10 protein-coding genes are annotated in these 14,544 nt (G+C 71.0%); 5 read left to right on the top strand and 5 right to left on the bottom strand.

Annotated features, from left to right (window positions below):
• The 3 genes from ABZU75_RS03435 (at position 1) to ABZU75_RS03425 (ending at position 3,738) form a co-directional block, all read left to right on the top strand.
• Positions 1-669 carry an amino acid ABC transporter permease gene (locus tag ABZU75_RS03435; protein ID WP_350913151.1) on the top strand — a complete coding sequence of 223 codons (669 nt, stop codon included), beginning with the start codon at positions 1-3 and terminating at the stop codon, positions 667-669.
• A complete protein-coding gene (locus ABZU75_RS03430) occupies positions 666-1,610 on the top strand; it encodes an amino acid ABC transporter permease (protein ID WP_355549048.1) in 945 nt (314 codons plus the stop codon). The genes ABZU75_RS03435 and ABZU75_RS03430 overlap by 4 nt, the downstream gene beginning before the upstream one ends.
• Before the next feature lie 250 nt (positions 1,611-1,860).
• Positions 1,861-3,738: a prolyl oligopeptidase family serine peptidase gene (locus ABZU75_RS03425; RefSeq protein WP_355549046.1), complete on the top strand. Its 1,878-nt coding sequence runs from the start codon at positions 1,861-1,863 to the stop codon at positions 3,736-3,738.
• A gap of 72 nt (positions 3,739-3,810) precedes the next feature.
• On the opposite strand, the gene rny is transcribed toward ABZU75_RS03425, so the two are convergent.
• The 3 genes from rny to recA form a co-directional block, all read right to left on the bottom strand.
• The gene (gene rny, locus ABZU75_RS03420; RefSeq protein WP_355549044.1) at positions 3,811-5,421 is read right to left on the bottom strand and encodes a ribonuclease Y; all 1,611 of its coding nucleotides are present in this window, start codon (positions 5,419-5,421) and stop codon (positions 3,811-3,813) included.
• A 285-nt stretch (positions 5,422-5,706) separates the two neighbouring features.
• Complete coding sequence (gene recX / locus ABZU75_RS03415) at positions 5,707-6,510, bottom strand: recombination regulator RecX (RefSeq protein WP_355549196.1); 804 nt, start codon at positions 6,508-6,510, stop codon at positions 5,707-5,709.
• Positions 6,511-6,529: 19 nt separating this feature from the next.
• On the bottom strand, positions 6,530-7,660 hold the full coding sequence (gene recA / locus ABZU75_RS03410) for a recombinase RecA (protein WP_355549042.1): 1,131 nt from the start codon (positions 7,658-7,660) through the stop codon (positions 6,530-6,532).
• A gap of 326 nt (positions 7,661-7,986) precedes the next feature.
• On the opposite strand from recA, the gene ABZU75_RS03405 reads away from it, so the two are divergent.
• Positions 7,987-8,265: a hypothetical protein gene (locus ABZU75_RS03405; protein ID WP_355549040.1), complete on the top strand. Its 279-nt coding sequence runs from the start codon at positions 7,987-7,989 to the stop codon at positions 8,263-8,265.
• A gap of 17 nt (positions 8,266-8,282) precedes the next feature.
• Here ABZU75_RS03405 and ABZU75_RS03400 read toward each other — a convergent pair whose 3' ends face one another.
• The gene (locus ABZU75_RS03400) at positions 8,283-8,477 is read right to left on the bottom strand and encodes a DUF3046 domain-containing protein (protein WP_030904097.1); all 195 of its coding nucleotides are present in this window, start codon (positions 8,475-8,477) and stop codon (positions 8,283-8,285) included.
• Positions 8,478-8,713: 236 nt separating this feature from the next.
• A complete protein-coding gene (locus ABZU75_RS03395; protein ID WP_355549037.1) occupies positions 8,714-9,202 on the bottom strand; it encodes a VOC family protein in 489 nt (162 codons plus the stop codon).
• Between the two features lie 275 nt (positions 9,203-9,477).
• On the opposite strand from ABZU75_RS03395, the gene ABZU75_RS03390 reads away from it, so the two are divergent.
• Positions 9,478-14,526, top strand: coding sequence for an ATP-dependent helicase (locus ABZU75_RS03390; protein WP_355549035.1), 5,049 nt, complete (start codon positions 9,478-9,480; stop codon positions 14,524-14,526).
• The last annotated feature ends 18 nt before the right edge of the window (positions 14,527-14,544 follow it).

The raw sequence follows: 14,544 nt of genomic DNA, 5'->3' as shown, positions 1-14,544 counted from the left end.
GTGCAGGCACTCTTCGATGAATTCCCGGTCATTCTGGGCGCTTTCTGGCTGACGATCCGGCTCACCCTCGCCAGTGGGCTGGTGGCGCTCGTGCTCGGGACGATCCTCGCGGGGATGCGGGTCAGCCCGTTACCTGTGCTGCGCGGAATCGGCACGACGTACGTGAACGTCCTGCGGAACACCCCGCTGACCCTGGTGATCGTGTTCTGCGGGCTGGGCCTCGGCCTGGTCCTGGACGTCTCGTTCTCCACAAGTTTGTCCACCAACTACATGTGGCTCTCCATCATCGGCCTGTCCGCCTACACCGCGGCGTTCGTCTGTGAGGCGATCAGGGCCGGGATCAACACGGTGCCGGTCGGCCAGGCCGAGGCGGCCCGCGCCATCGGGCTCACCTTCGGCCAGAACCTGAGGCTGATCGTGCTGCCCCAGGCGTTCCGCGCGGTGATCGCCCCGCTGGGCAGCATCCTGATCGCGCTGACCAAGAACACCACGATCGCCGCCGCCATCGGGGTCGGAGAGGCGTCCCTGACGATGAAAACGCTCTTCGAGGCGCACGGCGACGCGGTCGTGCAGATCTTCGCCGGGTTCGCGCTGGGCTTCCTGATCCTGACCCTGCCGACCGGGCTGCTGTTCGGCTGGCTGGCCAAGCGTCTGGCGGTGGTCCGATGACCGCGGTGACCACCGAGCGCCCCCGGCGCCCGGCGCGCGGGCGCGCCGGGAACTCCGAGCGCGTCAGCGTCCTGTACGACATTCCCGGTCCCAGGGCCAGGATCCGCAACACCGTGCTCACCGTGCTGGTCATCGCCGCCACGCTGTTCGCGGTGTACGTGATGGTGACCAAGCTCGACGAGAAGAACCAGCTCAGCGCCGAGATGTGGACGCCGTTCCTGCGCGGCGACGTGTGGCTCAACCTGATCCTGCCCGGCCTGCTGAACACGCTCAGCGCGGCCGCGGTCGCCGCCGTGATCGCGGTGCCGTTCGGCTTCGTCTTCGGCATCGGCCGGCTCTCGGAGCGGGCCTGGATCCGCCTCGCGGCGGGTGCGGTGGTCGAGTTCTTCAGGGCGATCCCGCTGCTGATCATGATCTTCGCGGTGATGTTCGGCGGGAGCGCGGTCTTCGGGCTCACCGTGACGCCGTTCACCGCGGTGGTCGTCGGCCTGGTCCTGTACAACGGCTCGGTGCTGGCGGAGATCGTACGGGCGGGCATCCTGTCGATCCCCCGGGGACAGCGGGAGGCCGCGCTGGCGGTCGGCCTGCGTCCCGGTCAGGTGATGCGGATGATCCTGCTGCCGCAGGCTGTCACCGTGATGATGCCGGCCATCGTCGCGCAGCTGGTGGTGCTGCTGAAGGACACCGCCCTGGGCTTCATCGTGTCGTTCGAGGACCTGCTGAACGCGGGGGCGCGCGTGCTGCCCTCCAACTTCAACAACATCATTCCCGCGGTGATCGTCATCGCGATCATCTACATCATCATCAACGTGATGGTGGGCACCGTCGCCACCTGGCTGGAGATGCGGAGCCGTCGCAGCAGGAAGACGGCAGCACAGCCGATCGCCCGGCCCGACTCACCGACCGCGGTCGAGGGCGGCCCGGGAAATCCGGCGCCATAGAAACCACAGCGGTCGAGGGCGGTCACCGGGTCCGGTGGCCGCCCTCCTCCTATGCCGGGCCGGGTGCTCCGCGGCAGGTGAGGGTCCCACCGGCGGTGAAATCCTCACCTGTGGAAGAGGTCGGATCAACTACCTCTACCCCCTCATTCCCCCCCGATCCTGCGGCTCGTGCCGACCGCCGGCGGCATATCTCTGGTGACGCGAGCGTGATACCGGCGACACGGAGCGGGTTATCGGGCAGGATTGCGCCATGTCCCCCGAGCAGGCCATCCTGCCGTACGCCACCTGGCCCTCGCCGATCTCCACTTCCGACGTCGCCCGCTCCGGGCTGCGCCTCGGGTTCCCGACGGTGCTCGGCGAGGAGGTCTGGTGGACCGAGGACCGTCCCGCCGAGGGCGGGCGGACCACCATCGTGCACCAGAGCGCGGACGGCACGCGGCGCGAGTTGCTGAGCGCGCCGTGGAGCGCCAGGACCAGGGTCCACGAGTACGGCGGGCGGTCGTACGCGGTGGTGCCCGGCGAGGGCCTGGTGTTCACGAACTTCACAGACCAGCGGCTCTACCTGCTGCCCACCGATGGCGAGCCCCGGCCGCTCACACCCGAGCCCGAGCAGCCCGCCGCCCTGCGCTACGCGGACCTCCTCGTCCACGACGGTCAGGTCTGGTGCGTCAGGGAGCGGCACGACGACGGTGAGGTGAGCCGGTCGATCGTGTCGATCCCCCTCTCCGGCGAGGCCGAGCCCCGCGAGCGGATCAGCGGGCACGACTTCTACGCCTCCCCCACCGTCTCCCCCGACGGCGAGCACCTGGCCTTCATCTGCTGGAACCATCCCCAGATGCCGTGGAACGGTACCGAGCTGCGGGTCTGCCGGCTGGCCGACGGCACCTCCTGGAAGGTCAAGGGGGGCATCTCCGAGTCGGTGCTCGCCCCGCAGTGGCGTGACGAGCGGCACCTCTACGCGATCTCCGACTGGTCCGGCTGGTGGAACCTCTACCTGGTCGGGATATACGGCACCGCGACCCGGGCGCTCTACCCGGCGGAGGAGGAGTTCGCGGGCCCGCTGTGGCAGCTCGGCGCGACACCGTACGCGCTGATGGCCGACGGCAGCCTCGCGGTCCTGCACGGGCTGGGCGGTCTGCGGCTGGGCGTCTTCGACCCGGACAGCGGCCTGCTGAGCGACCTGGACGTGCCCTACGACGGCTGGGATCCGGCGCTGGCCACCGACGGGCACGCCCTGGTCGGTATCGGGTACGGCCCGGCGCTGTCCCGCTCGATCGTCCGGGTCGACACGGTGACCGGCGACGCGCAGGAGCTGCGCAGGGACATCAACGAGCTGCCCGACCCCGCCTACCTGCCACTCCCCAGAACCGTGGAGTTCGAGAGCCGGTTCGGGCGCGAGGTGCACGCGTTCCTCTACCCGCCGTCCAACCCCTCGGCGCGCGGCGAGGGTCCCCCGCCGTACGTCGTGTTCGTGCATGGCGGGCCGACCGGGCACAGCGTCGGAGCGCTCGACCTGGAGAAGGCGTTCTTCACCAGCAGGGGCATCGGGGTGATCGACGTCAACTACGGCGGTTCCACCGGCTACGGCCGCGCCTACCGCGAGCGGCTGCGCGGCCAGTGGGGCGTGGTCGACGTCGAGGACTCGATCGCCGCGGCCGAATGGCTGGCCGCGGAGGGACTGGCCGACCCGGCGCGGATCGCGATCCGGGGCGGCAGCGCGGGCGGCTGGACGGTCATGGCGGCCTGCTGCACGTCCGACGCGTTCGCCGGGGGCGTCTCCTACTACGGCATAAGCTCGCTCGCCACGTTCAGCGCGACCACCCACGACTTCGAGTCACGCTACATCGAATGGCTGATCGGCCCGGAAGATCCTGTTCTGTACGCCTCGCGCGAGCCTCTCGGCCAGGTGGCCGGGGTGAGCTGCCCGATGCTGCTCCTGCAGGGCCTCTCCGACCCCGTGGTCCCGCCTGAGCAGTCGCAGGCCTTCGTCGACGCCCTCGCCGAGCGTGGCATTCCCTGCACCTACCTCACGTTCGAGGGCGAGGCCCACGGCTTCCGCCGCGCCGAGACCCGCAGCGCGGCGCTGGCCACCGAGCTCGCCTTCTACCAGCAGATCTTCCACGTCTGAACGCTCACCTGCGGCCTCCCGCCCCCGGCGCGAGTCTCCGTCCGGCGGGCGACCTTTCGAGTGCCGGGCCGGTCAGCGGGCGAACTCGGTGGCCCGGGACTCACGGACGACCGTGATGCGGATCTGACCGGGGTAGGTGAGCTCCTCCTCGACCTGCTTGGCGACGTCGCGGGCGATCACCTGAGCCTGGATGTCGTCGACCGAGCCCGGCTTGACCATGACCCTGATCTCACGGCCCGCCTGCATGGCGAAGACCTTCTCGACCCCCTCGTAGGAGGCGGCGATCTCCTCCAGGCGCTCCAGTCGCTTGACGTAGGCCTCCAGCGACTCTCGGCGGGCGCCCGGACGGCCGCCGCTGATCGCGTCGGCGGCCTGGGTGAGGACGGCCTCGACGGTCTTGACCTCGACCTCGTTGTGGTGGGCCTCGATGGCGTGGACCACGTCCTCGTGCTCGCCGTACCGCCTGGCGATCTCGGCGCCGATGAGCGCGTGGCTGCCCTCGACCTCGTGGGTGAGGGCCTTGCCGATGTCGTGCAGGAGCGTGCAGCGCTTGAGCAGCGTCGTGTCGAGCCGCAGCTCGGCCGCCATGATGCCGGCGATGTGGGCGGACTCGATGAGGTGGCCGAGCACGTTCTGACCGTAGGAGGTGCGGTAGCGGAGCTGGCCGAGGAGGGTGACCAGCTCGGGGTGCATGTCGGTGATGGCGAGCTCCACCAGGGCGTCCTCCCCCGCCCGCACGCACAGCTCCTGGACCTCGGCCTTGCTGCGCTCGTGGGCCTCCTCGATGCGCTGCGGATGGATGCGGCCGTCGAGGACGAGTTTCTCCAGGGTCAGCCGCGCGGTCTCGCGGCGGACCGGGTCGAAGCACGACAGCAACACGGCTTCCGGCGTGTCGTCGATGATCAGGTTGACTCCGGTGGTCGACTCGAAGGCACGGATGTTACGGCCCTCGCGGCCGATGATGCGCCCCTTCATCTCGTCACCCGGCAGGTGCAGGACGCTCACGACGGACTCGGCGGTCTGCTCGGTGGCCACCCGCTGGACCGCCAATGTAACGATCTTAGTGGCGCGCTTCTCGCCCTCCTTGCGTGCCTCGCTCTCGATCTCCCTGACGATCAGGGCCGCCTCGCGCTTGGCCTGGTTCTCGATCTCCCGGACCAGCTCGGCTCTGGCCTGGTCGCCGGTGAGCCCGGACACCCGCTCCAGGATGGCCTTGCGCTCCTCGGCCACCCGTTCGAGATCCTCGCGGCGATCGGCCAGCTCGGTCTCCGTCTCGGCGAGCTTGCGGGCCCGGTCGGCCTGGCGCCTGGCCTCATCGTCGAGGCGCTGCTCCCGCTCGGCCAGCCGGTTCTCCCTGCGTTCGAGGTCTGCCCGGAGTTCCTTGAGCTCGTATTTCAGCACCTTGCCCTCGGCCTCGACCTCCTTGCGCATCTCGGCCGCCGCCTCGACCGCCGACTCCGATTTGCGCAGGAGCTCTCCGGCGTCGTCCTGGGCCTTCGCCCGGATACCGGCGGCCTCACGCCTGGCCTCCTCCAGCTGGGTCGAGACCTCGGCCTCCTGCTCCGAGGTGAGGCCCCTTGGCCCGGCTCCTCCGATGCGACGCAGCAACACGACCAGCACGGCTGTCATCACGACAAGAGCCACAACCGCCACTGCCAATATGACGACCACGACCGGATCCATGCGCGCCTCACCTTCCTCGCGTCGCAAATATCAAGCACACGAGGGGTCACACGCACGGCACGGAAAGCTCAAGAGACGGCGCTGTCGGGACAGAAGTGAGCCCAGAGGGATCACTCACCGGCTTTTCCCGCCGGCCCGCTCTCTCGCCCTCATCCGCCAAGCCTGCTTGTCCGTATTACACCGCTATGACAATCCGCACTGCGCAGAGTAACTCCTCACTGCCGTTGAGATTAAGCGTCAGAGAGGTAACGAGCAAGCAAAGACCTAGCGTCAGGCTGCTTTGAGCTAGTCGAGGGGATAGCCCGAATCTTCCGTGAATGGCGCTGTTTCTGCCTCATCATCCTCCAGCACTTCGCGGATAACGCGAAACGCCAGGCCAGGACCGTAGCCCTTCCGAGCGAGCATGCCGGCCAGCCTGCGGGTCCTGACCGCGGGGTCCAGGCCACGGGTCGAGGAGAGCTTGCGCCGCACGAGGCCACGGGCGGTCTCCGCCTCCTGCTCGGGGTCGAGCTGCTCCATCGCGTCCTTCACGGTCTCCTCGTCCACCCCCCGGTGCCGGAGCTCGGAGGCAAGGGCCTTTCTGGCAAGCCCCCGCCCGGCATGGCGAGAGCTCACCCATGCCGCGGCGAACGCCTCATCGTCGATGAGCCCGACCTCGGAGAAGCGCTCCAACACGGCGTCCGCCGCCTCCTGGGGCACCTCACGCTTGCGCAGCGCCTCCGCGAGCTGAGCTCGGGTGCGCGGCGCCATCGTCAACAGCCGCAGGCAGATCGCCCGCGCCACCGCCTGCGGATCGGCCCCGGCTCCCTTCCCCGCGGGAGATTCCTCGACCGGTCCGTCAGGAAGGAAGCCATCAGGAAGGGCGCCCGGGGAGCCGACCCCGGACCGTCGCCCACCACGCCGGGAGCCACGTCCCTTCCGGCTTCGCGGCTCGCCACCGGCAGGACCTGCGGCCTCCCCCTCGGAAGCGGGGAGACCATCGCCCCGCCCCCGCCCGCTTCTGCCCGGCGAGCCGACCTGGGGCTCGTCAGGCCAGGCACCCCAGTCTCTCGGCCCGACCTCACCGGGCGGACCGAGGTCGGCTCCCATCATCATCGTTCAGCCCGAATCAGGCGTCACCCGGCTTGGGAGTGGCCGCCTTGGAACCGCGACCGGACGCGGCGGCCGCCGGAGCCGGGCCGGAACCACGGCCGGACGCGGCGGTCACCGGAGCGGCAGGCGGCGGGGTGGCCGGGCTGTCGACGCGCGGGCCGACGCCGAGCTTCTCCTTGATCTTCTTCTCGATCTCGTTCGCCATGTCCGGGTGGTTCTTGAGGAAGTTTCGCGCGTTCTCCTTGCCCTGGCCGAGCTGGTCGCCCTCGTAGGTGTACCAGGCTCCGGACTTGCGGACGAAGCCGTGCTCCACACCCATGTCGATCAGGCCGCCCTCGCGGGAGATGCCGACGCCGTAGAGGATGTCGAAGTCGGCCACCCGGAAGGGCGGGGCCATCTTGTTCTTGACGACCTTCACCCGGGTGCGGTTGCCGACCGCCTCGGTGCCGTCCTTCAGCGTCTCGATACGGCGGATGTCGAGACGGACCGAGGCATAGAACTTCAGCGCCTTTCCACCGGTCGTGGTCTCGGGCGAGCCGAACATGACGCCGATCTTCTCGCGGAGCTGGTTGATGAAGATCGCGGTGGTGCCGGTGTTGTTGAGCGCGCCCGCGACCTTGCGCAACGCCTGGGACATCAGGCGTGCCTGGAGGCCGACGTGGCTGTCGCCCATCTCACCCTCGATCTCGGCCTTGGGCACCAGGGCCGCGACCGAGTCGATGACCAGCAGGTCGACGGCGCCGGACCGGATCAGCATGTCGGCGATCTCCAGCGCCTGCTCGCCGGTGTCCGGCTGGGAGACGAGCAGCGCGTCGGTGTCGACGCCCAGCTTCTGGGCGTACTCGGGGTCGAGCGCGTGCTCGGCGTCGATGAACGCGGCGATGCCGCCGCCACGCTGGGCGTTGGCCACCGCGTGCAGGGCGATCGTGGTCTTTCCCGAGGACTCGGGACCGTAGACCTCGACGATACGGCCGCGCGGGAAGCCCCCGATGCCGAGCGCCACGTCGAGCGCGATGGAACCGGTGGGGACCACCTCGATGGGCGCCCGGGTCTCGTCGCCCAGGCGCATGATGGAGCCCTTGCCGAACTGCCGCTCGATCTGAGCGAGCGCGGTCTCGAGCGCCTTCTCGCGGTCGTTAGCTGCCATGGGAGCCCCCCTGGAGGGTCGCGGGTTGGATCGGTTGCCAGAAAGCTACGGGGTGCCGCCGACAATTTCGGGAGGGCACGCCAGGAGTGACGGCCTGTTCAATATAGCCGAACGACTGTTCGATCGCGGCCCGTTGGCATCACGTGTTCCGGGAACCGTGATCCACCGCGGGACTCTTCCGCGCGGGGCCGGTCACAGACCTGGGGCCGTGGCCGCGAGGAGCGCGGACCCATCCGGGAGGCGATATTTCCGGGAATTGTCCTGAGCCTGTTGTAACCAGGCTGACCTGGGGTGATCCTGAGGGGAAACGACCCGAGGTGCCCGACGTGCCCAACACGTTCACGCAGCAACGCCTAGCCCATCTCGACTCCCTGGCCGCCGAACTGCGACAACGGGGGCTGGTGAGCCGCACCCTCGGAGGCGCCGCTCCGGTGTTGTGGGTATGGCATCCGGACAGCGGCCGACAGACCATCGTCTTCGCCACCCCCGTCAGGGACGGCTGGCTGTTTCTGTGGTCGCCGGACGGCGAGGAGAGTGCCGACGACCCCGTGCACGCGGCCGGCTCGGTGGAGAGACTTCTCGCTCCACCCACGGAGCCCTTCTGACCATCCCCGGCCACTCCTCAGCGGAGCCTGGGAGAGACGTCGGTCACCCCGCACACGGCGTGCCAGACCTCCTTCGCCCCGACCCCCTCGGCCAGCGCCTGGATCACGGTCCGGCCGCCGAGGTCGGCGATGACGTAGTCATGGGCCCACGACTCGGCGTACTGGTCACCGAAGTGCAGCTTCATCCGCTTCCAGAAATCCGACAGGCGCATGCCCCAAGTATGAGACCACACCGGCGTGCCGCGGCCCGCGACCGGCACGCCGCACGTCGGCGGCGTCCCGGTCGCCCGGTCCCGGTGAAAGGGAGACCCGGGGACGGGGACCGGCGGGGGCGGGGTCCGCGCGTCGGCGGGAGTACGGGCCGCCACGGGGGCAGGGCGGACCGTCGGAGCACGCGGGAACCGTAACCGAGGGCGACCGGCTCGCGGCTGAGGGGCGGCGCGGACCGTCAGAGCACGCGGGAGCCGTACATCTCGCCGAGGGGGTCGGCGAGCAGTTCCACGCGCGCCCCGTCCGGGTCGGTGAAGTAGATGGAGGTACCGCTCTCCACCTGGTGCGGCACGCCCGCCGCCGCCAGCTTGCCTCGCAGGCGCTCCCAGGTGGAGGGGTCCACGGAGATGGCGACGTGGTGGAGCCCGCCGAGGACCTCCCGGTAGGGGCCGAGGTCCAGCCCCGGGAAGTCGAAGAAGGCGAGGAGGTTGCCGTTGCCGATGTCGAAGAAGAAGTGGTTCGACCCCTGGTAGTCGCGGTTCTCGAAGATCTCCGTGAGGGGGAACTCCAGCAGGTCCTGGTAGAACCTGATCGTCGTCTCGACGTCTGAGGAGATCAGCGCGAAGTGGTGCAGCCCTCTCGCGCTGCTCGGCGGACGGTTCTCCCCGAGGTGCTCCGCCTTGATCCGCTCGCGTTTCGCCTCGATGGCCTGGTAGTCGATGCTCACCGTTAGCTCACCACTCAATGCGTCCTGTGTTCGCCAAAGCATGCCTGTGGCGACAGGAGCCAACCTACTCCTGGGGCGAGCCATACCGGCGGTGCCCCGTCGAACGCCTCCGGCGTACAGATCCGGTGATCTGGCGGTGGCACCGATGGATCACGTATCCGCAGCCGATGAGCCGGCCACCGGCCCGCGGCAGGCGGTGACGGGTTCTGTCGGTGGCGCCGTGCAGTATGGGCGGTGGCCCGGTTGGTCGGCCGAGCCGGGAGGCAGGGGGCGCGATGAGCGAGACGGCGGGCGCGGACGGGGCGCTGGGGCACTTCACCCGGATGACCAGGGACTGGTTCACCGGGGCCTTCGCCGCGCCGACCGCGGCACAGGAGGGGGCGTGGGCGGCGATCGCCCGGGGTGACAACACCCTGGTGGTCGCCCCCACGGGCTCCGGCAAGACGCTGGCCGCCTTTCTGTGGTCGCTCGACCGGCTGGCGGCCGGGCACTCGGCCACCGGGTCTCCCCCGCCCGGCGAGGACGCCGGGTTCCCCGGAAGCGCCGGAGCCGCCACCACGATCATGGACGCCCCGGCGGGCGCCGCCGTCCCGGACATGACGGGCGGCACGGGCGCCGGGGGGAGGCGGAGCCGTTCCCGGCGGGACGAGAAGCCGCCGAGGCTGTGCCGGGTCCTCTACGTGTCGCCGCTCAAGGCTCTGGCCGTCGACATCGAGCGCAACCTCCGGGCGCCGCTGGCCGGGCTGCGACAGACCGCGAGCAGGCTCGGCCTCCCGGTGCCGGAGATCTCGGTGGCGATCCGCTCGGGCGACACCTCAGCCGAGGAGCGGCGCCGGTTCGCGACCAGGCCGTCAGACATTCTGATCACCACCCCCGAGTCGCTGTTCCTACTGCTCACCAGCCAGGCCCGCGAGGCACTGCGCGGCGTGGAGACGGTCATCGTCGACGAGGTGCACGCGGTGGCCGCCACCAAGCGCGGCGCGCACCTGGCACTCAGCCTGGAGCGGCTCGACGCCCTCCTGCCCCGGCCCGCGCAGCGCGTCGGCCTGTCGGCGACCGTACGGCCGGTGAGCGAGGTCGCCGCCTTCCTGGGCGGGCCCCGTCCGGCGACCGTGGTCCAGCCGCCCGCGGGTAAGGAGATCGAGGTCGAGGTGGTCGTCCCGATCGAGGACATGACAGAGCTCGACACGCCGCCCACCTCCCCCGCCTCCGACGACGACCGGTGGCTGACCGAGACCCCGGCCAAGCGGTCGATCTGGCCGCATGTGGAGGAGCGGCTGTTCGACCTGATCGGGGGGCACGGTTCCACGATCGTGTTCGCCAACTCACGGCGGCTGGCCGAACGGCTCTGCACCCGCCTCAACGAGCTGGCGTGGGAACGGCGGGCCGCCGAGGCGGAGCGGTCCGAGGAGGGCACGGAGGCGGATCCCGCGCACTGGGCCGAGAACTTCCCCGAGCTCCCCGCCTCCCTCTCCACCCCGGCGGCCATGATGGCGCAGGCCGGTTCGGCCAAGGGGGTCGTCCCGGAGATCGTGCGGGCCCACCACGGGTCGGTGTCGAAGGAGGAGCGTTCCCAGATCGAGGAGGCGCTCAAGTCCGGGCGACTGCCCGCCGTGGTCGCGACCTCCAGCCTGGAACTCGGCATCGACATGGGTGCGGTGGACCTGGTGGCCTGTGTGGGGGCACCGCCGAGCGTGGCGAGCGGCCTGCAGCGGATCGGCAGGGCCGGGCACCAGGTGGGAGCCGTCTCACGTGGTGTGATCTTTCCCAAGTACCGGGGTGACCTGGTCCAGACGGCCGTGGTGGCCGAACGGATGAGAAGTGGGGAGATCGAGGAGCTGCGCTATCCGCGCAATCCTCTCGACGTCCTCGCCCAGCAGATCGTGGCGATGACCGCGCTGGACGAGTGGACCGTCGACGAGCTGGAGGAGGTGGTACGGCGAGCCGCCCCCTACCGGACGCTGCCCAGAAGCGCGCTGGAGGCGACCCTCGACATGCTCGCCGGGCGCTACCCGAGCGAGGAGTTCGCCGAGCTGCGACCGCGCATCGTCTGGGATCGGGTGGCCGGCACCCTGCGGGGCCGTCCCGGAGCCCAGCGGCTGGCGGTCACCAACGGCGGCACGATCCCCGACCGGGGGTTGTTCGGCGTGTTCCTGGTCGGGGAGAAGTCCTCCCGGGTGGGTGAGCTGGACGAGGAGATGGTCTACGAGTCGCGGGCCGGTGACGTGTTCGTGCTGGGCGCGACCTCCTGGCGGATCGAGGAGATCACGGCTGACCGGGTGCTGGTCACTCCCGCGCCCGGACAACCGGGGAAGCTCCCGTTCTGGCACGGCGACACCGCGGGGCGCCCGGCGGAGCTGGGGAAGGCCATCGGCGCGTTCCTCCGCCAGATGTCCTCGGCGGGCGCGGACGCCGAGGCGGGAGACGGTGGTACGGAGAGCGCGCTGCCGAGGGACGCGGAGGCGGGAGCCCGGGGAACACCGAGCTCGGTCGCGGGGAACGCACGGACGGGAAGCACGAGGACAGGGCATCCGGAAACACCGGGCTCAGGGACGGGAAACCCGAAGTCGGGAAGGGCGAAGGCAGAAGCGGAAAGCGCGGGGGCGGGAAACGCGGGGACGGAAAACGCCGAGGCCGGAAACGCGGCACGGGATGGGGCGCTGGAGAGGATCAGGGCGGCGGGGCTGGACGGGTTCGCCGCGGCCAACCTGCTCGCCTACCTGGCCGAGCAGCGGCAGGCGACCGGTTATGTGCCCGACGACCGGACGTTGCTGGTCGAGCGGTTCCACGACGAGCTGGGCGACTGGCGGGTGGTGGTGCACTCCCCGTACGGAGCACGGGTACACGCGCCGTGGGCGCTGGCGATCGGGCGGCGGCTGCGGGAGCGCTACGGCGTCGACGTGCAGGCCGTGCACTCCGACGACGGGATCGTGCTGCGCATCCCCGACACTCTCTCGGAACCTCCGTCCGACATCGCCGCCTTCGACCCGGACGAGATCGAGCGGATCGTCACCGAGGAGCTCGGCGGTTCGGCGCTGTTCGCGGCACGGTTCCGCGAGTGCGCGGGGCGGTCCCTGCTGCTGCCGCGCCGCGTGCCGGGCAGGCGGTCGCCGCTCTGGCAGCAGCGGCAGCGCGCGTCGCACCTGCTGAACGTGGCCGGCCGCTACGCGTCGTTCCCCGTGGTGCTGGAGACGATGCGCGAGTGTCTTCAGGACGTGTTCGACGTTCCGGGGCTGGTCCGGCTGATGCGCGACATCGAGGCGCGGCGGGTCCGGCTGGTGGAGGTGGAGACCGGGAAGGCGTCGCCGTTCGCCGCGTCGCTGCTGTTCAACTACATCGGCGCGTTCATGTACGAGGGGGATGCTCCGCTGGCCGAGCGCCGCGCCCAGGCACTCGCGCTCGACACGAGCCTGCTGGCCGAGCTGCTGGGCCAGGCCGACCTGCGCGAACTGCTCGACCCCGATGTGATCGCCGACACCGAGCGGGAGCTGGCCCGGCTGGACCGGCCGCTGCGCGACGCCGAGGACCTGGCCGACCTGCTCCGCTCCCACGGCCCCCTGGTGGCCGAGGACGTGAGCGTGCGCGAGGGTGACCCGGCGTGGCTGGCCATGCTGGAGGGTTCCCGGCGGGCGATCAGGGTTCGGGTGGCCGGGCAGGAGCGGTGGGCGGCGATCGAGGACGCCGCCCGGCTGCGCGACGCGCTCGGCGTGCCGCTGCCGATGGGAGTGCCGCACGCGTTCCTGGAACCGGTGGACGATCCGCTGGGCGACCTGCTCGCCAGGCACGCCCGCACGCGCGCCCCCTTCCCCGCGAGCACGGCCGCGGCCAGGTTCGGCCTCGGCACCGCGGTCGTCACCGACGCGTTGCGCCGCCTGGCGGCCTCCGGGCGGGTGGTGAGCGGGGAGTTCAGGCCGGGTGGCCGAGGCGAGGAGTGGTGTGACGCCGGGGTGCTGCGGATGCTGCGCCGCAGGTCCCTGGCCAGGCTCCGCAAGGAGGTGGAACCGGTCTCCGCGGAGACTCTGGCCGTCTTCGCCCCCGCCTGGCACGGCATCACCGACTCCCCGCGGCGGGGCAGGCCGCCGATCGACGCGCTGGTGAGCGCGATCGAGCAGTTACAGGGCTCGGCGGTGCCCGCTTCGGCGCTGGAGACGCTGATCCTGCCCTCGCGGGTGCCCGGATACGACCCGTCGCTGCTGGACGAGCTGACGGCCTCCGGCGAGGTGATCTGGGCGGGGCAGGGGTCTCTGCCGGGTGGCGACGGCTGGGTGTCGCTCTACTTCGCCGACACCGCGCCGCTGCTGATGCCCGATCCCGCCGACATCACGCTGACCCCGGTGCACGGGGCGGTGCTGGAGGTGCTGGGCGGTGGGGGCGCGCTCTTCTTCCGCGAGCTGGCGAGCCGGGCCGGCGTTCTTCTGGCCGGTTCGGTCCCGGACGACCGTGCCCTGTCGGCCGCCGTGTGGGACCTGGTGTGGTCGGGCCGGATCACCGGTGACACGCTGGCGCCGCTGCGGGCCACGCTCGGGACGGGGCGCCCCGCGCATCGCCCGGCTCCGACCCGGCGTCGGCGGGCGGTGCTGCCGAGCCGGAGCGGCCCGCCCACGGTGGGCGGGCGCTGGTGGACGCTGCCCGCCCCCGCCGAGGACGCCACCCAGCGCGCCCACGCCCAGGCCGAGGTGCTGCTGGAGCGGTACGGCGTGGTGACCAGGGGCGCGGTGACCGCCGAGCGGCTGCCGGGCGGGTTCGCCGCCGTCTACCAGGTGCTTCGCGCCTTCGAGGAGAGCGGCCGGTGCCGCAGGGGCTACTTCGTGGAGGGGCTGGGCGGCGCCCAGTTCGCCCTTCCCGGTGCCGTCGACCGGATGCGCGCCATGTCCGTCTCACTCACCGCACCGCCGAGCGCGGCACCGGTACCCGACCCGTGGAGCTCCCGGAAGCCCGAGGGCGCGGGGGAAAGCGGCCGGCGAGCGGTGGTGCTGGCGGCGACCGACCCGGCCAACCCGTACGGGGCGGCCCTGCCGTGGCCCGCCCATCCTGGCGAGGTGTCCCACAAGCCGGGCAGGAAGGCCGGATCCCTGGTCGTGCTCGTCGACGGGCACCTGATCCTCTATGTCGAGCGCGGCGGTAAGACCCTGCTCTCCTTCTCCGGAGACGACCGCCTCCGGCCCGCCGTCGACGCCCTCGTGCTCGCCGTACGCGACGGCGCCCTCGGCAAGCTGACCGTCGAGCGCGCGGACGGCACCGCCATCAACGACTCCCCCCTGGCCGCCGCCCTGGAGTCCGCGGGTTTCCACCCGACCCCAAGGGGGCTGCGCCTGCGGGCCTGAAGTGCCGCACGCCTTTCT

It is taken from the genome of Streptosporangium sp. NPDC005286, from assembly GCF_040607515.1.
GTDB lineage: Bacteria > Actinomycetota > Actinomycetes > Streptosporangiales > Streptosporangiaceae > Streptosporangium.
Note: the sequence above shows the minus strand (reverse complement) of the source record. Positions and strands in the feature narration are given on the sequence as shown.

Bases quoted from the DNA above. Each gene is read 5' to 3' on its own strand.
- ABZU75_RS03425 (WP_355549046.1), top strand. From the start codon at position 1,861: ATGTCCCCCGAGCAGGCCATCCTGCCGTACGCCACCTGGCCCTCGCCG.
- recA (WP_355549042.1), bottom strand. From the start codon at position 7,660: ATGGCAGCTAACGACCGCGAGAAGGCGCTCGAGACCGCGCTCGCTCAG.
- recX (WP_355549196.1), bottom strand. From the start codon at position 6,510: ATGGGAGCCGACCTCGGTCCGCCCGGTGAGGTCGGGCCGAGAGACTGG.
- ABZU75_RS03430 (WP_355549048.1), top strand. From the start codon at position 666: ATGACCGCGGTGACCACCGAGCGCCCCCGGCGCCCGGCGCGCGGGCGC.
- ABZU75_RS03390 (WP_355549035.1), top strand. From the start codon at position 9,478: ATGAGCGAGACGGCGGGCGCGGACGGGGCGCTGGGGCACTTCACCCGG.
- ABZU75_RS03400 (WP_030904097.1), bottom strand. From the start codon at position 8,477: ATGCGCCTGTCGGATTTCTGGAAGCGGATGAAGCTGCACTTCGGTGAC.
- rny (WP_355549044.1), bottom strand. From the start codon at position 5,421: ATGGATCCGGTCGTGGTCGTCATATTGGCAGTGGCGGTTGTGGCTCTT.